Origin of the sequence: Gilliamella sp. BG2 (genome assembly GCF_046635645.1) — a bacterium.
In the GTDB taxonomy this organism is placed as follows: Bacteria; Pseudomonadota; Gammaproteobacteria; order Enterobacterales; family Orbaceae; genus Gilliamella; species Gilliamella bombi.
Genome location: NZ_JBIDFF010000006.1, coordinates 23,892 through 39,418, shown reverse-complemented (window position 1 = coordinate 39,418; position 15,527 = coordinate 23,892). Strand labels below are relative to the sequence as shown.

Annotated in this window: 12 protein-coding genes; 8 read left to right on the top strand and 4 right to left on the bottom strand. The window is 34.2% G+C overall.

What is annotated here, in order from left to right; all coding sequences use genetic code 11:
• Positions 1–154: 154 nt before the first annotated feature.
• Both gntT and ubiG read right to left on the bottom strand, forming a co-directional pair.
• A complete protein-coding gene (gene gntT / locus ACGH6Q_RS03955; RefSeq protein ID WP_363318996.1) occupies positions 155–1,495 on the bottom strand; it encodes a gluconate transporter in 1,341 nt (446 codons plus the stop codon).
• 94 nt (positions 1,496–1,589) lie between these two features.
• Positions 1,590–2,300 (bottom strand): bifunctional 2-polyprenyl-6-hydroxyphenol methylase/3-demethylubiquinol 3-O-methyltransferase UbiG, encoded by a 711-nt coding sequence (gene ubiG, locus ACGH6Q_RS03950; protein WP_411591995.1) that lies wholly within the window; start codon positions 2,298–2,300, stop codon positions 1,590–1,592.
• A gap of 515 nt (positions 2,301–2,815) precedes the next feature.
• Here ubiG and ACGH6Q_RS03945 point away from each other — a divergent pair.
• From ACGH6Q_RS03945 to ACGH6Q_RS03910, 8 genes are all read left to right on the top strand, one after another.
• Positions 2,816–4,177 carry a sodium-dependent transporter gene (locus ACGH6Q_RS03945; RefSeq protein WP_202983886.1) on the top strand — a complete coding sequence of 454 codons (1,362 nt, stop codon included), beginning with the start codon at positions 2,816–2,818 and terminating at the stop codon, positions 4,175–4,177.
• Between the two features lie 311 nt (positions 4,178–4,488).
• Positions 4,489–6,363 (top strand): molecular chaperone HtpG, encoded by a 1,875-nt coding sequence (gene htpG, locus ACGH6Q_RS03940; protein ID WP_411591994.1) that lies wholly within the window; start codon positions 4,489–4,491, stop codon positions 6,361–6,363.
• A 173-nt stretch (positions 6,364–6,536) separates the two neighbouring features.
• Positions 6,537–7,379 carry a BglG family transcription antiterminator LicT gene (licT, locus tag ACGH6Q_RS03935; protein ID WP_411588609.1) on the top strand — a complete coding sequence of 281 codons (843 nt, stop codon included), beginning with the start codon at positions 6,537–6,539 and terminating at the stop codon, positions 7,377–7,379.
• Between the two features lie 188 nt (positions 7,380–7,567).
• Positions 7,568–9,448, top strand: a complete 1,881-nt coding sequence (locus ACGH6Q_RS03930) for a beta-glucoside-specific PTS transporter subunit IIABC (protein WP_065590703.1) — start codon at positions 7,568–7,570, stop codon at positions 9,446–9,448.
• A 3-nt stretch (positions 9,449–9,451) separates the two neighbouring features.
• On the top strand, positions 9,452–10,846 hold the full coding sequence (locus tag ACGH6Q_RS03925) for a glycoside hydrolase family 1 protein (RefSeq protein ID WP_174798053.1): 1,395 nt from the start codon (positions 9,452–9,454) through the stop codon (positions 10,844–10,846).
• A gap of 268 nt (positions 10,847–11,114) precedes the next feature.
• Positions 11,115–12,446, top strand: a complete 1,332-nt coding sequence (locus ACGH6Q_RS03920; protein WP_411591992.1) for a hypothetical protein — start codon at positions 11,115–11,117, stop codon at positions 12,444–12,446.
• A gap of 13 nt (positions 12,447–12,459) precedes the next feature.
• Positions 12,460–13,224, top strand: a complete 765-nt coding sequence (locus ACGH6Q_RS03915; RefSeq protein WP_296302980.1) for a histidine phosphatase family protein — start codon at positions 12,460–12,462, stop codon at positions 13,222–13,224.
• 142 nt (positions 13,225–13,366) lie between these two features.
• A complete protein-coding gene (locus ACGH6Q_RS03910) occupies positions 13,367–13,906 on the top strand; it encodes a methylated-DNA--[protein]-cysteine S-methyltransferase (RefSeq protein WP_065590706.1) in 540 nt (179 codons plus the stop codon).
• A gap of 203 nt (positions 13,907–14,109) precedes the next feature.
• Here ACGH6Q_RS03910 and ACGH6Q_RS03905 read toward each other — a convergent pair whose 3' ends face one another.
• Together ACGH6Q_RS03905 and ACGH6Q_RS03900 are read right to left on the bottom strand one after the other, a co-directional pair.
• Positions 14,110–15,006, bottom strand: coding sequence for a hypothetical protein (locus ACGH6Q_RS03905; protein WP_411591990.1), 897 nt, complete (start codon positions 15,004–15,006; stop codon positions 14,110–14,112).
• Between the two features lie 155 nt (positions 15,007–15,161).
• Positions 15,162–15,524 (bottom strand): Mor transcription activator family protein, encoded by a 363-nt coding sequence (locus ACGH6Q_RS03900; protein WP_065636011.1) that lies wholly within the window; start codon positions 15,522–15,524, stop codon positions 15,162–15,164.
• Positions 15,525–15,527 lie beyond the last annotated feature (3 nt).

The following is a 15,527-nucleotide window of genomic DNA, read 5'->3' as shown; positions in this document are numbered from 1 at the left end:
CTTTTAACTTAAAAGGCTAGGAAAATTTTATTCTATATTGAAATAAAAAAGTAAATAAAAATACAATAGAATTAAATATAAGTGAAGATATATTGAAAACACCTCACCAATTAAATAAAACTGGTGAGGTAAAAAATCGGCTCTTAATGTTTTATTAAATAAACATATTAATAGCTAAGCATCCTACTAATCCACAAACAGAAATTGTAGTTTCTAATAGTGACCAAGATTTCATGGTTTCAGCAATACTTAAATTGAAATATTCTTTAAATAACCAAAATCCAGGATCATTAACGTGCGAAAATACAACACTTCCAGCTCCTGTTGCAATAACCATCAGTTCAGGACTTACTCCTGTTGAAGCAATAAGAGGGAACACAATGCCTCCTGCTGTCAACGCTGCAACAGTCGCAGAACCAAGCGCTAATCGAAGCAATGCCGCAATTAACCAAGCCATTACGATAGGTGAAATATTCGATGAATGCATCATTTGTTCAATGTAAACTTTTACACCACTATCAACAAGCACTTGTTTAAATGCTCCGCCTCCACCAATAATTAATAACATCATGGCAATAATTTTGATTGAATCAACTAGAGTAGTATTAACTTCAGCCATGGAGCGCCCACGTAAAAGGCCAAATGTAAATACCGCAACTAATACAGAAATCAAAGTTGCAATGACTGGATCACCTAGAAATTCTACATAAGGTAACACTGCATGTCCTTTATCTAAAGTCATATCGCAAACCGCACGAATTGACATTAAAATAACTGGAATTAAAGCGGTAAAAACACTGACTGCAAAGCTTGGCATTTGCTCATCAGTAAATTTTTTAGAATTATATAAGCCTTCTTCAATTGGATGATTAATTACGCGAATAAATGGTAATCTTGCTAATACAGGCCCAGCTAAAATTACCGTTGGGATACCGATGATAGTACCATAGAGTAAGGTTCGTCCCATATCTGCTTTAAAAATTTCAGCAATAGCTGTAGGACCAGGATGAGGAGGTAAAAAGCCATGGGTCACAGATAAAGCCGCAGCCATAGGAATACCAATATATAGTGGCGATATACGTAACGTGGCAGCAATAGTTAATACTAATGGTAATAACAGGACAAAGCCAACTTCATAGAAAAGTGCAAAACCAACAATAAAACCGGTAAGTGTAACCGCCCATTGGATTTTCTTGTCACCAAATGTTTCAATTAGCGTTGTTGCGATACGTTGAGCTCCACCACAATCGGCCAATAATTTTCCCAACATTGCTCCAAAGCCCATAATTAAGGCTAAACTACCAAGCGTACCTCCGACTCCATTTTTTATGGATTTCACCACATCCATAACTGGCATGCCTTCCATTACACCAACACTTAGCGCAACTAGAATTAGAGCAATAAAACCATTGACTCGAAGTGGTAACATTAAAATAAGTAGCAGTGCTACACCAATAGCAATTATTATTAACGGCATAAATAGGTCCTCTAAAATAAAATATCCCTTGTTATCGGTAACATGCTAAATTATAGAGAAATTTTAAAAAAATACAGGTGGAAATATCTAAAATGAGAATTTGATCACATTTTTAAAATGAATCTGATTTCTGTGCCATTAATATATAATTTATATCCACATTTGGACTTAATTTGAATTGATTTTTAAATAAAAGATATTCCATACCGATAATAGCCTCTACATCTAATTTTGCTTGCTCAACAAACGCCATTAACTCTGATGGGCGAATGAAGCGATTAAAGTCGTGCGTACCTTTGGGCACTAAGCGAGCAATATATTCTGCTCCATAAATCAATAACAATTTTGCTTTATGATTACGGTTAATAGTCGATAAAAAAAGTTTACCTCCTGGTTTAAGCAATTTTGCACAGGCTTGTATGACAGAAAAAGGATCAGGTACATGTTCTAATAACTCCATACAAGTAATGACATCATACTTGGCAGGATGTTGTTGTGCATATTTTTCAACCGTTTGCTTTTGATAATCGATCGTAAGGCCATTTTGTTCGGCATGAATTTTGGCAACGGTAAGCGATTCATCAGCAAGATCAATGGCGGTAACATTTGCCTCTAATCTGGCTAGGCTTTCAGATAATATCCCTCCCCCACAGCCAACATCAAGCACAAGTTTGTTGGTTAGTGATCCACATTTTTGTTTTATATAATCCACACGCAGTGGATTGATGATGTGTAACGGTTTGCATTTACCATTTGGGTTCCACCAATCGGCAGCAAGTCGTGAAAATTTGTCAATTTCATTTTGGTCGATGTTTTGTGACATAGTAGCTCTTTGATATCAGTAAAATCTAAAATTAACTATATGCTATGTTCTTGTGATTATCAATAAATCGGCCTAATTAAACTTGTTTATCAAAAAAATAACATATTAAACACTGCGTTTACTTTATAATTTATCCTACAAAAAGATTATTACGTCAATTAATAAGACAGTGAGAAGGTATCGTTCTTAAATGAATTTATTTAGTTCAAAACATATCATAATTTTTAACAAATATAATTGATTTTGCCTTTAATTGGCGATGTTGTAAATTTCTTCTTTTTGAGTGTTTTAAAAATGTTTAATATGACATATTGATTAGTATAATCATTATTAAAAATAAATATGATACATTCCTATCGATACTCGCTAAAAATTTATACAGATATAACCAATAACTTGCATAATATCTTGTTTATAGAAGTATTTCATGGCATGATTAAAATTTCATTTATAAAATGACACACTTTTTTCACAACGCTAAATTAAACTAATTAAGATTAAAGGAAACAATATTAATGAGTACGGGTACTATGAAAAAAAGTCACTCACAGTGGAGTTCGCGCATGGGATTTATGCTTGCCGCGGCTGGTTCTGCTGTTGGGTTAGGTAATATTTGGAAATTCCCTTATATGGCTGGTGAAATGGGCGGCTCTGCGTTTGTGCTTACCTATTTACTATTTATGTTTGTTATTGGCTTGCCAATTTTAGTTTTAGAATGGTTAATTGGGCGTCGAGGGCAAAAAAATCCAATTCATACTATGGAAGATGTCGCTGTTTCAGAAGGTCGTTCTAAATCATGGCGCTGGGTTGGTATTATTGGTGTAGTAGGTTCTTTTTTAATTCTATCATTTTATAGTGTTATCGGGGGATGGGCGACCGATTACATTGTTTTAGCTGCTCAAGGTTCTTTCGAAGGTGCTAATGGCGAAGCTACTGGTCAACTTTTTACCCATTTCCTTGGTAATGTTAACAGTCTACTAACTTGGCACACCGTATTTATGTTTGCTACAGCATTTATTGTTGCTCTTGGTGTTGGTGCTGGTTTGGAACGCGGTTGCAAATTGATGATGCCTGGGCTAGGTGTATTATTACTTGTTTTAGTTGGTTATGCTGCCTATGTTAGCGGTCCATCTTTTTATGATGCTTTTAAATTCTTGTTCACCCCTAATTGGTCTGCAATTAACGGTACAGCAGTATTGGCGGCATTGGGACATGCATTCTTTAGTCTATCTTTAGGTATGGGTATTATGATGGCATATGGTTCTTATCTGGGTTCAGATGTGAACTTACTATCAACTGCACGTACTGTAGTTATTTTAGATGTAATTGTAGCGATGCTATCTGGTATGGCGATTTTCCCACTGGTATTTGCTAACGGTTTACAACCTGGTGAAGGCCCAGGACTTATTTTTGTCACCTTACCGATTGCTTTTGGTAATATGGCTGGCGGCACTGTTTTAGGTGTTTTATTCTTTATTTTCCTTACTTTTGCTGCATTAACTTCTTCTATTTCATTACTTGAACCAACAGTTGAATTGTTAGAAGAAAAAACACCATTGGGTAGAAAATCAGCAACAATTTTAAGTAGTTTAATTATTTGGGCATTAGGTATCGCATGTATTTTATCATTTAATGAATGGGCAGAAGTGAAACTATTTGGTAAAAATATATTTGATTTGCTTGATTACTTAACTAGTAAAATAATGTTACCTGTTACGGGTTTAGGCACAGTGATATTTGGTGCTTGGATGATGAACCAAAAACACATCCGAGAAGAATTAAATTTAAATAATTTCTGGTTTAGCATTTGGACTGTTTTATCACGATTCGTTATTCCAGCTGCTGTTATTTTAATTCTTGTTTATGGATTTATGTAATTTTTATTAATTTAAAATAACCTTTAATTAAAAAGCCTTAATCCCTTCAAGGCTTTTTTTTTGCTCTCTTTTTGCATTTTTAACAAAAAATAACCAAACAATGAATAAATGTCTTAACCTCTATTGAAATCTGTTTTTTTACTCCCATATAGCAATACATCAATAAATCAAACCATTATGTTAATTTTATTCGGTTAATCTAACTGGCAATGCACTATTAAATGAGCAAAATGATAAAAGTTAGTTAATAACAAATCATTTTCGTCATTAGAATTAATTGAAATGACTAAATATAATAGAGGAACTAGTCAATGAGTAAGCAAGGCACTGAAACTCGTGGATTTCAATCCGAAGTTAAACAAATTCTACATTTAATGATTCACTCTTTATACTCAAATAAAGAGATTTTTTTAAGGGAACTTATTTCAAACGCATCCGACGCAGCCGACAAACTTCGATTTAAAGCGTTAGAAAATCCAGATCTATATGCTGGCGATGGTGAACTTGGTGTGCGCATTTCAACTAATAAAGAAACAGGCACTTTGACTATTACCGATAATGGTATTGGTATGACTCGTGATGAAGTGATTGAAAACTTAGGTACCATTGCTAAATCAGGTACCAAAGCATTTTTAGAGTCCATTGGTAGCGATCAAGCCAAAGATAGCCAATTAATAGGTCAGTTTGGTGTAGGTTTTTATTCTGCTTTTATCGTTGCCGATAAAGTCACTGTTAGAACGCGCGCAGCCACCGCAAAAGCTGACGAAGCAGTTATGTGGGAGTCAACAGGGGAAGGTGAATATACTATATCTGATGATAATAAAGAAACCCGTGGTACAGAAATTACTTTACACTTAAAAGAAGATGAAAAAGAGTTTTTAGACGATTGGCGTTTACGCTCTATTATCAGCAAATATTCTGATCACATTTCACTTCCTGTTGAAGTACAAACTACTGATGAAGAAAGCAAAGAAGTCAAATGGGAAAAAGTTAACAAAGCACAAGCTCTTTGGACTCGTAGTAAATCAGAAGTGACTGACGAGGAATATAAAGAGTTTTATAAACATCTGTCACACGACTTTGCCGATCCATTAAGCTGGAGTCATAACCGTGTTGAAGGTAAACAAGAATATACTAGCTTACTTTATATTCCAGCAAAAGCGCCTTGGGATATGTGGAATCGTGATAATAAACACGGCTTAAAACTGTATGTACAACGTGTATTTATTATGGATGATGCTGAACAATTTATGCCTAACTATTTACGTTTTGTAAAAGGCTTAATTGATTCAAATGATTTGCCATTAAATGTATCGCGCGAAATTTTGCAAGATAACAAAATCACCCAAAACTTACGTAATGCATGTACCAAGCGTGTGTTACAAATGCTTGAAAAACTTGCTAAAGACGATAAAGAACAGTATCAACAGTTCTGGAGTGAGTTTGGTTTAGTATTAAAAGAAGGTACTGGTGAAGACTTTACAAACCGTGAAGCAATTGCAAAATTACTCCGTTTTGCGTCAACTCACACTGATAGCGATGCGCAAACTGTTTCGTTAGATGATTACATTAGCCGTATGCAAGAAGGCCAAGATAAGATCTACTATATTACTGCTGATAGCTATGGTGCGGCAAAAAATAGTCCTCATCTTGAGCTATTCCGTAAAAAAGGTATTGAAGTATTGTTATTGTCCGATCGTATTGATGAATGGATGATGAGTAACTTAACTGAATTTGATGGCAAACAGTTCCAGTCTATCAGTAAATCAGACGAATCAATCGAAAAATTAGCCGATCAAGATAGCGAACAGCAAAAGCAAGTTGAAAAAGAACTTGAACCATTTATTGAACGTGTTAAAACCGCATTAGGCGATAAAGTGAAAGAAGTAAAATTCACGCATCGCTTAACTGATACACCTGCGATTGTTACCACTGCTGCCGACGAAATGAGCACACAAATGGCTAAATTGTTTGCAGCAGCAGGTCAAAAAGCACCAGAAATCAAATACACGTTTGAAATCAATCCAGATCATAAGCTGGTTAAACGTATTGCCGATACACAAGATGAAAGCATATTTAACGATTGGGTAGAACTACTACTAGATCAGGCTTTACTTGCTGAAAAAGGTTCACTTAGCGATCCAAGTAAATTTATTCAAACCATGAATAAATTATTAACACAATAATAAAATAATAGACTAAGCGGCCTCGATACATTAACCCTATCGGGGCTTTTTTATAGTAAAAGAAAAGCAATATTTTTTTAAAATATGATATTTATCACATTTCTTTATATTTTTGCTTCCGATTTTTTTATGTCTATTCATAATAAATAGACATATATAATTAATCACACCCAATGAAAGTTTATAAAATATTAAACAACAATGTTATTGTTACACTTGATGCTAAAGGTAATGAATTAATTGTTACTGGTCGTGGAATTGGATTTAAAAAACGTGAAGGTGACTTAATTAATACAAATCTTATTGAAAAGCAGTTTTCACTCGATAATAAAGAAACATACCCTAAATTTGAAGAATTGCTTTCAAAGATTCCTTTTGAAGTGTTAGCCACATCTGAAATTATTATTAATCATGCAAAACAATGCATAGATGGCATATTACAAGACAGCATTTATATTTCGCTGACCGACCATATCCATTTTGCTATTGAGCGCCACCAGCAAGGATTTGATATTCCTAATGGATTTCTATGGGAAATCAAAAAGTTTTACCCTAAAGAGTTTCAAATCGGTTTGTATGCCTTATCAATAATAAAAGAACGATTATCTGTTGAATTACCTGAAGACGAAGCTGGTTTTATTACTTTTCATATTATCAATGCGCAATTAAATGACACAATGCCCAATATTGTTAATATGACTAAAATCATGCGCGAAATTCTTAATATAGTGAAATACCACTTTAACTTTGAATATGACGAAAATTGCCTATCTTATCAACGTTTTGTTACTCATTTAAAATTTTTTGCTCACCGTATTTTAAGCCACAGCAAGCAAACACAACAAGATAACTCTTTGTATGAATTAGTACGACAAAAATACGAACTAGCCTATATTTGTACTAAACAGATAGATTTACATTTAATACAACAATATCAACATCCACTTTCTGATGACGAAAGTCTCTATTTAACTATTCATATTGAACGATTACGAACTGAATTGAAAAATCAATAATGTGATATAACTCACATTTTAATCATTATATTTGAACAAATTATATCTATTATTCTTAAATCATGCTAATTTTATTAAATCATTTTTGGATTGTTATTGCATAGAAAAGCAGTTAGCTATGCGAGCAAAACCTAAATTCCTTAAATTAAAGGGATTTAGGTTTTTTTTTGCATTGAAAAGGATAAGGTATGAAAAATAAACAGTTTGCCGAATCAATTATTCAACATGTTGGAGGTAAGGACAATGTTATCAGCTTAGTGCATTGTGCTACTCGTTTAAGATTTGTATTAAAGGATGATAACAAAGCCGATGCAGAAACATTAAAAAAGTTAGCTGGTGTGATTACAGTTGTACAAAGTGGAGGACAATTTCAGGTTGTTATCGGTAATAATGTTGCTGATGTATATAGTGACATTATGCAACTGACAAATCTTAATGAAAATAATCAACCAACCTTGCAATCAGGCAAAAAATCGGGGATTTTCTCTAAATTGATTGATCTGGTTTCGGGCATTTTTATTCCAGCTCTTGCTGTACTTGTTGCAGGCGGGATTTTAAAAGGTCTAATCTCGTTGTTACAAGTAATCAATGTCATTATCCCTGAAACACCTACTTATAATTTCCTATTTGCCATTGCTGATGCACCTTTTTATTACCTACCTATTATTTTAGGATTTTCTGCTGTTAAAAAATTTGGCGGTAACCCCTATGTAGGCATGGCAATTGGCGGTGCATTAGTTCACCCTAATATTGTCGGTATGATGGGAGGCGCATTAGAATTACAAACCGAATTCTTTTCAATCCCAATTAGTCTAATCCCTTATGCATCATCGGTATTTCCAATTATTTTAGCAAGTTGGGTATATTCTATATTGGAACGAGCTTTTAATAAAATATTGCATGATTCGTTTAAAAAATTTATCTCGCCATTACTCAGCATATTAATTACCGTACCGTTAACTTTTGCGGTTATTGGCCCTGTTGTGTCAATGTTAAGTGACCTTATTGCCTCTGGAATTATCTTCATCTATCAATTAAATCCTGTAATTGCTTCAATGATTTTAGCAGCTGGCTGGCAAATCATGGTGATATTTGGGGTTCATTGGGGATTAGTACCATTTTCGATGAATAACTTGGCTCTTTATCATGAAGACTTTATGTTACCTATTTTATTACCGGCTGTTTTTGCACAAACAGGGGCAGCATTAGCGGTAATGTTACGTTCTAAAGATAAGCAATTTAAAGCATTAGCAAGCTCATCTGTATTATCAGGGATTTTTGGTGTGACAGAACCAGCAATCTATGGCGTGAATTTACCATTAAAAAAACCATTTGTTATTGGTTGCTTGTCTGCCGCAATTGGTGGGGCTATTGTTGGTTATCATCACACTGTCACTTATTCGTTTGGTATGGTTAGTATATTTTCATTTTTACAATTAATTCCAATTGAAGGGGTCGATGCAAGATTTTATGCGGTTGTTATTGCTACAATTATTTCCTTTGCAATTGCAACAATCGTTACTTACTTCTTTGGTATACCTAAAGATAAATCTCAAACGGATGAAATTGATAATTCATATTCTAACAATATGGAAACTGAAAATAAAACCACGATCTACAGTCCAATGTCAGGCAAGGTCAATTTATTAAGTGAGGTAAAAGATCCTACATTTGCTAGTGAATTAATGGGTAAAGGAATAGCAATCATCCCAACTGTTGGTCAAGCTGTTGCACCTGATAATGGTGAAGTTGTGTCATTATTTCGAACTAAACACGCAATTGGCTTTCAAACCGAATCTGGAGCTGAAATATTAATTCATATCGGTATTGATACCGTTAAATTAGATGGTCAACATTTTGAAGCTCACGTAGAAGCTGGTAGCAAAGTAAAAAAAGGTGATTTGCTAGTCAGTTTTGATATAGAGGCAATTAAGCAAGCTGGTTTTGAAGTTACCACACCAATTATCATTACTAATAGTGATAGTTATCAAGATATACAATGTATCTTTGAACAAGATAATATTCAAAGCGGAGAGGCTTTATTAGCGTTATCCCAAAATAAGGAGTAAAACATGTCAACAAAATTTCCTAATGATTTTCTTTGGGGCGGTGCCATTGCCGCTAATCAAGTTGAAGGGGCTTACCGTGAAGGAGGCAAAGGTTTATCTACATCAGATTGTACGCCAAATGGTTTATTTGGTGACATCATCAATCGCAATGAAACTGATATTGCTAGTATTAAAGACAAAGCTATCGATTTTTATCATCGCTATCCTGAAGATATTGCTCTATTTGCTGAAATGGGTTTCACTTGTCTACGCACATCAATTGCTTGGACACGCATATTTCCTAATGGCGATGAAGAACAACCAAATGAGGCTGGTTTAGCCTTTTATGACAAATTATTTGATGAAATGGCAAAACACAACATAAAACCACTAGTCACTTTATCACATTATGAAATGCCCTATTATCTTGTTACCCAATATGGTGGATGGGAAAATCGTAAAGTCATTGAATTTTTCACTCGTTACGCTAAAACTGTTTTTGAACGCTATAAAAATAAGGTTAAATATTGGCTTACCTTCAATGAAATCAACATGTCATTACATGAACCTTTCACTGGTGTTGGTTTGGACAGAAACAGCACCAAACAGCAAATCTACCAAGCAATTCATCATCAATTAGTTGCCAGTGGTCGAGCGGTTAAACTCTGTCATCAAATCATTCCAGATGCAAAAATTGGTAACATGTTATTAGGTGCTGTGGCTTACCCTCTTACGCCAAAACCTGAAGATGTTTGGGAAACTCATCAAGAAAATCATGGTTGGTTATTTTTTGGGGATGTTCAGGTGCGTGGTTATTATCCAACCTATATGGATCGCTTCTTTAAAGAAAATCATATTAAGCTTGATATTACTGAACAAGATAAACAAGATCTTAAAGAAACAGTCGATTTTATTTCATTTAGTTATTACATGAGTTGCTGTGCAACAGATGATGAGTCACAAAAAACCAAAGGTAATATTTTAGATATGGTACCTAACCCTTATCTTAAAGCATCCGAATGGGGATGGCAGATCGATCCAATTGGGATTCGTTATCTTCTTAATTTACTTTATGAGCGTTATCAAAAACCGTTATTTATTGTCGAAAATGGCTTAGGTGCTAAAGATAAATTAGAAGTAGACAATACAATCAATGATGATTATCGGATTAATTATATGAATGATCATTTAGTACAAATCCGAGAAGCCATCAACGATGGTGTTGAAGTCATGGGATACACCAGTTGGGGACCAATAGATCTTATCAGTGCATCTAAAGCCGAAGTCACTAAACGCTATGGATTTATTTATGTAGATCTAAATCAAGATGGCACTGGCACACTAAATCGTTATAAAAAGAAAAGCTTCTACTGGTATCAATCTGTGATTTCCTCAAAAGGTGAAAATTTGAAAGCATAAGATAATCTGGGAGGATTGACGCTACTCATCCCCCCTATTATTTTTTTATAAACATGTGAAAAGGTAAATAGCTAATTGAATGGAGATATAAATTATTTAAATTAATCATATTACTATAAAAAACATATATACATAAAAATAAAACAAAACTTTAAATTATTGGATTGTTACTGCTTTTTGGCAGGCAAAACCTAAATATTAATTAGAGAATTATTCTCTGATTTGGTATTTAGGTTTTTTAATATAAAAACGATTAGGAAAAAGAACAATGAAAATAAAATATCTCACAATAATGCTATTAGGGATATCAAGTTATTCTATGCTAGCAAATGCAACAGCCCACAACAACTCAATTCTCGATGATACATTTTTTAAAGACACCAAATTTGTATTTTCTACTCGAAACTATTGGAAATATTTAAAAGAAAATGCATCCCAACCTAAAGAGGTACACAGCGCTTGGGGGCAAGCATTTAGCTTTGATTATAAATCAGGTTATTTATTTGACATGATTGGTTTTGATTTCACCTATGATAACATAATAAGATTAGGTGCTAGTGATTACTTTGCGACCCGTAACCTACTTTATAACGATGGTAAAGGCTATAACAAACATAACGCTCACGGATTTAATAAATTTACCCAACGTTATGCCAAAATAAAATTAGGTAATGATGCTATTAACTTTAATGGGAAAGCTGGTTGGCATAGCATGAAGGATTTAGGTATCATAAGTTCAACCCAACATCTTACCCGCAATAGTTATCTTGGTTATAGCGGAATTCTAAAATATGATAACGTTTATTTTTCATTGGCTTATATTGATAGCACCCTACCCCGCGAATCCGCTAAAAAATTACGTTTTTTAACGGCCGATCGTAAAAAAATCATTAATAATATTTCAACAGCTGAAATCGCTTATAAAGATAAAGATCTTACTTTAGATTATTCTTATGGTGTTGCTAAAGATTATTTAAGACGCCATGTCATTGAATTATCGTATAAACCAATACAAAAATTAATCTTAGGCGGACAATTCTACGGAAGTTATGCTCTTGACAATTATGATGCCATGAAACAAAACAAAAAAGAGTTTGAAGATCACGCATGGCACTATGCAACCGATGTCGAATGGAAAGAAGAAGACTGGAGTATTAAAGTCGGTTTAGCCTATACAGACGCTAACAAACATAACGCTATCGGATATTATAATCGACATTTAGGTAAAAATACTCGTGCTCGCTTTAACGGTCTTGCCGCTGCTGGCTCAGATTATTTACGTGATGGTGAACTGGTACTAACAACAGTAATGAGTTATGATTTTGTTAAAGATAATAGCACTGGTCTATATATGAATTATGGACAATTTAACTACAAACATAATACATTAAAAAATGGCGAAATTAACGTTTTTGATATATGGAAACCAACTAGTGGTGCTTTTAAAAATTTTTCTATTCTATCGAAGGTTGGATATGGTTGGTCTTATAAAACTGTCAGTGCTTCAGACCTTACACCTAAACTTAGACATGGAAAATACCAACGTTCACCTTCACTTTCGGCGGAAACAGTAATTGATTACCGATTTAATTTATTATAAAGAGGACAAAACAATGAAAAAATTTATTATATTAATTAGTACATTAATTATTTCAATAACAACCTTATCACAAGCTTTTGCTGATGATGTTTATCTCTATGTCACTCGCCATGGTAAAACTATGTTTAATAACGTACACCGTGCACAAGGATGGTCTGATACACCGCTAACAAAACCAGGTGTCGAGGTGGCTGAACAACTAGGACGAGGGTTGAAAGATGTCAAATTTATTTCAGTCTATTCAAGTGATTTAGGTAGAGCACGACAAACTGCTCGCATTGTTTTAGAAGCTAAAGGCGATAAAATTCAAATTAATGAAATGGAAGGCTTACGTGAACAGTGTTTTGGCGATTATGAAGGAGATTTTGATCCGAACATGTGGACACCAGCTGCACAGCATTTAGGTTATGCATCAGATAAAGAGCTAATGGCGGATATGGCTCAAGGCAAGGTTACCCTAAAAACAATGATGGATGCAATCGCCGCAGTTGAGAAATCAGGCGAAGCCGAAGACTACAATAAAGTAAAAAATCGTATGCAAGCATCATTAAAAGCCATAGCTGAATCAGCCAAATCACAAGGTGGTGGCAACGTACTTGTAGTATCTCACGGTTTAGCAATTATGGCTATGGTTCAAGAGTGGCAAGATAAACCAATAACAGCTGGGTTAGGTAACGCAAGTGTTACTAAAATTCGTTACACCGACGATGGTAAATTTATTGTTGAAAGCCTTGGAGATATGAGCTACGTCGAAAAAGGCAAAAATCAAGCAAAATAACTTCAAAATATATGGCTCACCAATGAGCCATATTCCACATTTACTATTAGCTCATAATATTAATCGATAAATTTGTAGTATTTATCGCCATAAACAAGCATAATTTAATAGTGTATTTATTAAATGTTACTAAAAGGCCAATATGTTTTATTTATGCAATTATTCATCTCCAGTGGGACTAATAACCCTAGCCAGTCAACAAAATAAGCTCGTTGGGGCTTGGATTGAAGGTGAAAAATATTTTGGTCACACACTCAATACACGAACAGAAGAAAAATCTAATTTACCCATTTTTAACTCAACAAAAAAATGGCTTGACGATTATTTTTCAGGAAAAAGACCGAATCCATACCAATTAGAGCTTGCGCCAAATGGTACGCCTTTTCGAAGCTTAGTATGGGAAATTTTATGCAAAATTCCATATGGTCAGGTCATTACTTACGGCGATATCGCAAAACAGATCGCCATTAAAACAAACAAAGCAAACATGTCTAGCCAAGCCGTAGGCGGGGCTGTTGGTCATAATCCCATATCAATCATTATTCCTTGCCACCGAGTTATCGGCGCAAACGGTAATTTAACAGGTTATGCTGGTGGAATAGATAAAAAAATAAAGTTACTAGAAATAGAAGATGTTTATATCAAAGATTTTTTCATTCCAACTAAAGGAACTGCACTTTAAATTGTAGTTACATTGTTTTTCATTCTAAATTTTTAACTGATGGAATAACGATAAAGCACTACTCCACCAGTTAAAAATTGAGTTAATGAATAATATATTCCATCAACTAAAAAATGTTTTAATTTTAGTATTATAAATACGGTTTTATTACACAAATAAAGCAATACTCTCAACTTTATAAAGAAAAAAGTTACACAATAAAATTACCCCTTACATGCAACATAGTTATTCCAAGAGTCATTTCCCGTGCCTATATGCCCAGAATCAGAATATACATGATATTGTTCAGAAGAAGATTCTCGATCTCGTGTCCAATAAGCACCGCCACGCCACTGAGAATCAGGATAAGATCTTTGATTGATAAATCCCCACTCACTAAATAATGAACCATCAATTGCTCGTGTAAAAATCCCTCCCCAGAAAATAGCAGGATCGATCTCTATAGTGGTAGTGGGAGCATTTGTTAACTCATTAACGCTTAGAAGCTTATTAATACCACCACATCGTTGCCATCCACTTGCTCTATCTCCTTTAAAATCGCCTTGAGGTTTTGCCCAAACTGAAATTGGTGTAAAACTATACTCATGCATAACAGATGCATCTCTTTTTAACACAGCCCTTATAGTGACAGTTCCTGATGGTTTACTTATTAATTTAACCATACCATTCTTATCAACAACAACCCCATCACCAGGGTTGTTAATTAATTGATAATCGTAATCCGTTTGTGCACCACTCATCACTAACTGAAATTTAGCCCCAGGAAAGCCTGTTGTAAGAAATGTTTTTGACGATACGACTGGTTTAATCCTAAAACCATAATTTGGTACATAATCTTGAGTATAACCTCCACCACCTTTTGATCGTGTTCGCCCATCTGGCGAATTCCAATACATTCGATAATTCAAATCTGGATTATCACCAGGCTTACCCCATTGATATTCAGGATAAATAATTATGCTATTTGGTTTGGCATAACATAGTTCTGATTTTGGTGCGATTTGGTAGGTTTTGGCTAAGGTAATCTGTTTACTTTCATTTGGAATACCATACTGCGAATACGCTTTTACTTTTGTTTCAAGTATCAATTTTAATGGCATTGAAAAGCTGAAATAGAACATGATAAATAATAACAGAATGATGAGATAAATGGGATATAACAAAATAAACAGGGAAATAATGAAATTGTTTTTTGAAAAAGTGTTACAAAATATGAAATAAAAAATTGCCTAAAAAATTTTGCTCTAAAAATTAATTAGGCGTCATTAAATTCAAACAGTGTTGGTTGTTTTTCTTTTATCATTCGTTTATGAACTCGGTCGATTACTTTTCTGATACCTCGTTCTGTCATTTTATATTTTTGACTTAGTTCTGCGTAGTTATTGCCTTTAAATGCGTCATAGATTTGCAAGTCACGTTGGTTTAGTTTAAATCTGTAGTCGCGTGGAAATGTGATATTCTGACCGCCGAACAGTTCTGAAATTGTATTTGCAATACTATCGCCAAGATGAGCTGCAATATCTTCAGGTAGACCATAATCCATGGCTTCATTAGCCACAGATAATGATATATGCGTTAGCAGTTCGTGACGTTTAATAGATATTGCAGACTTAGTCATAAT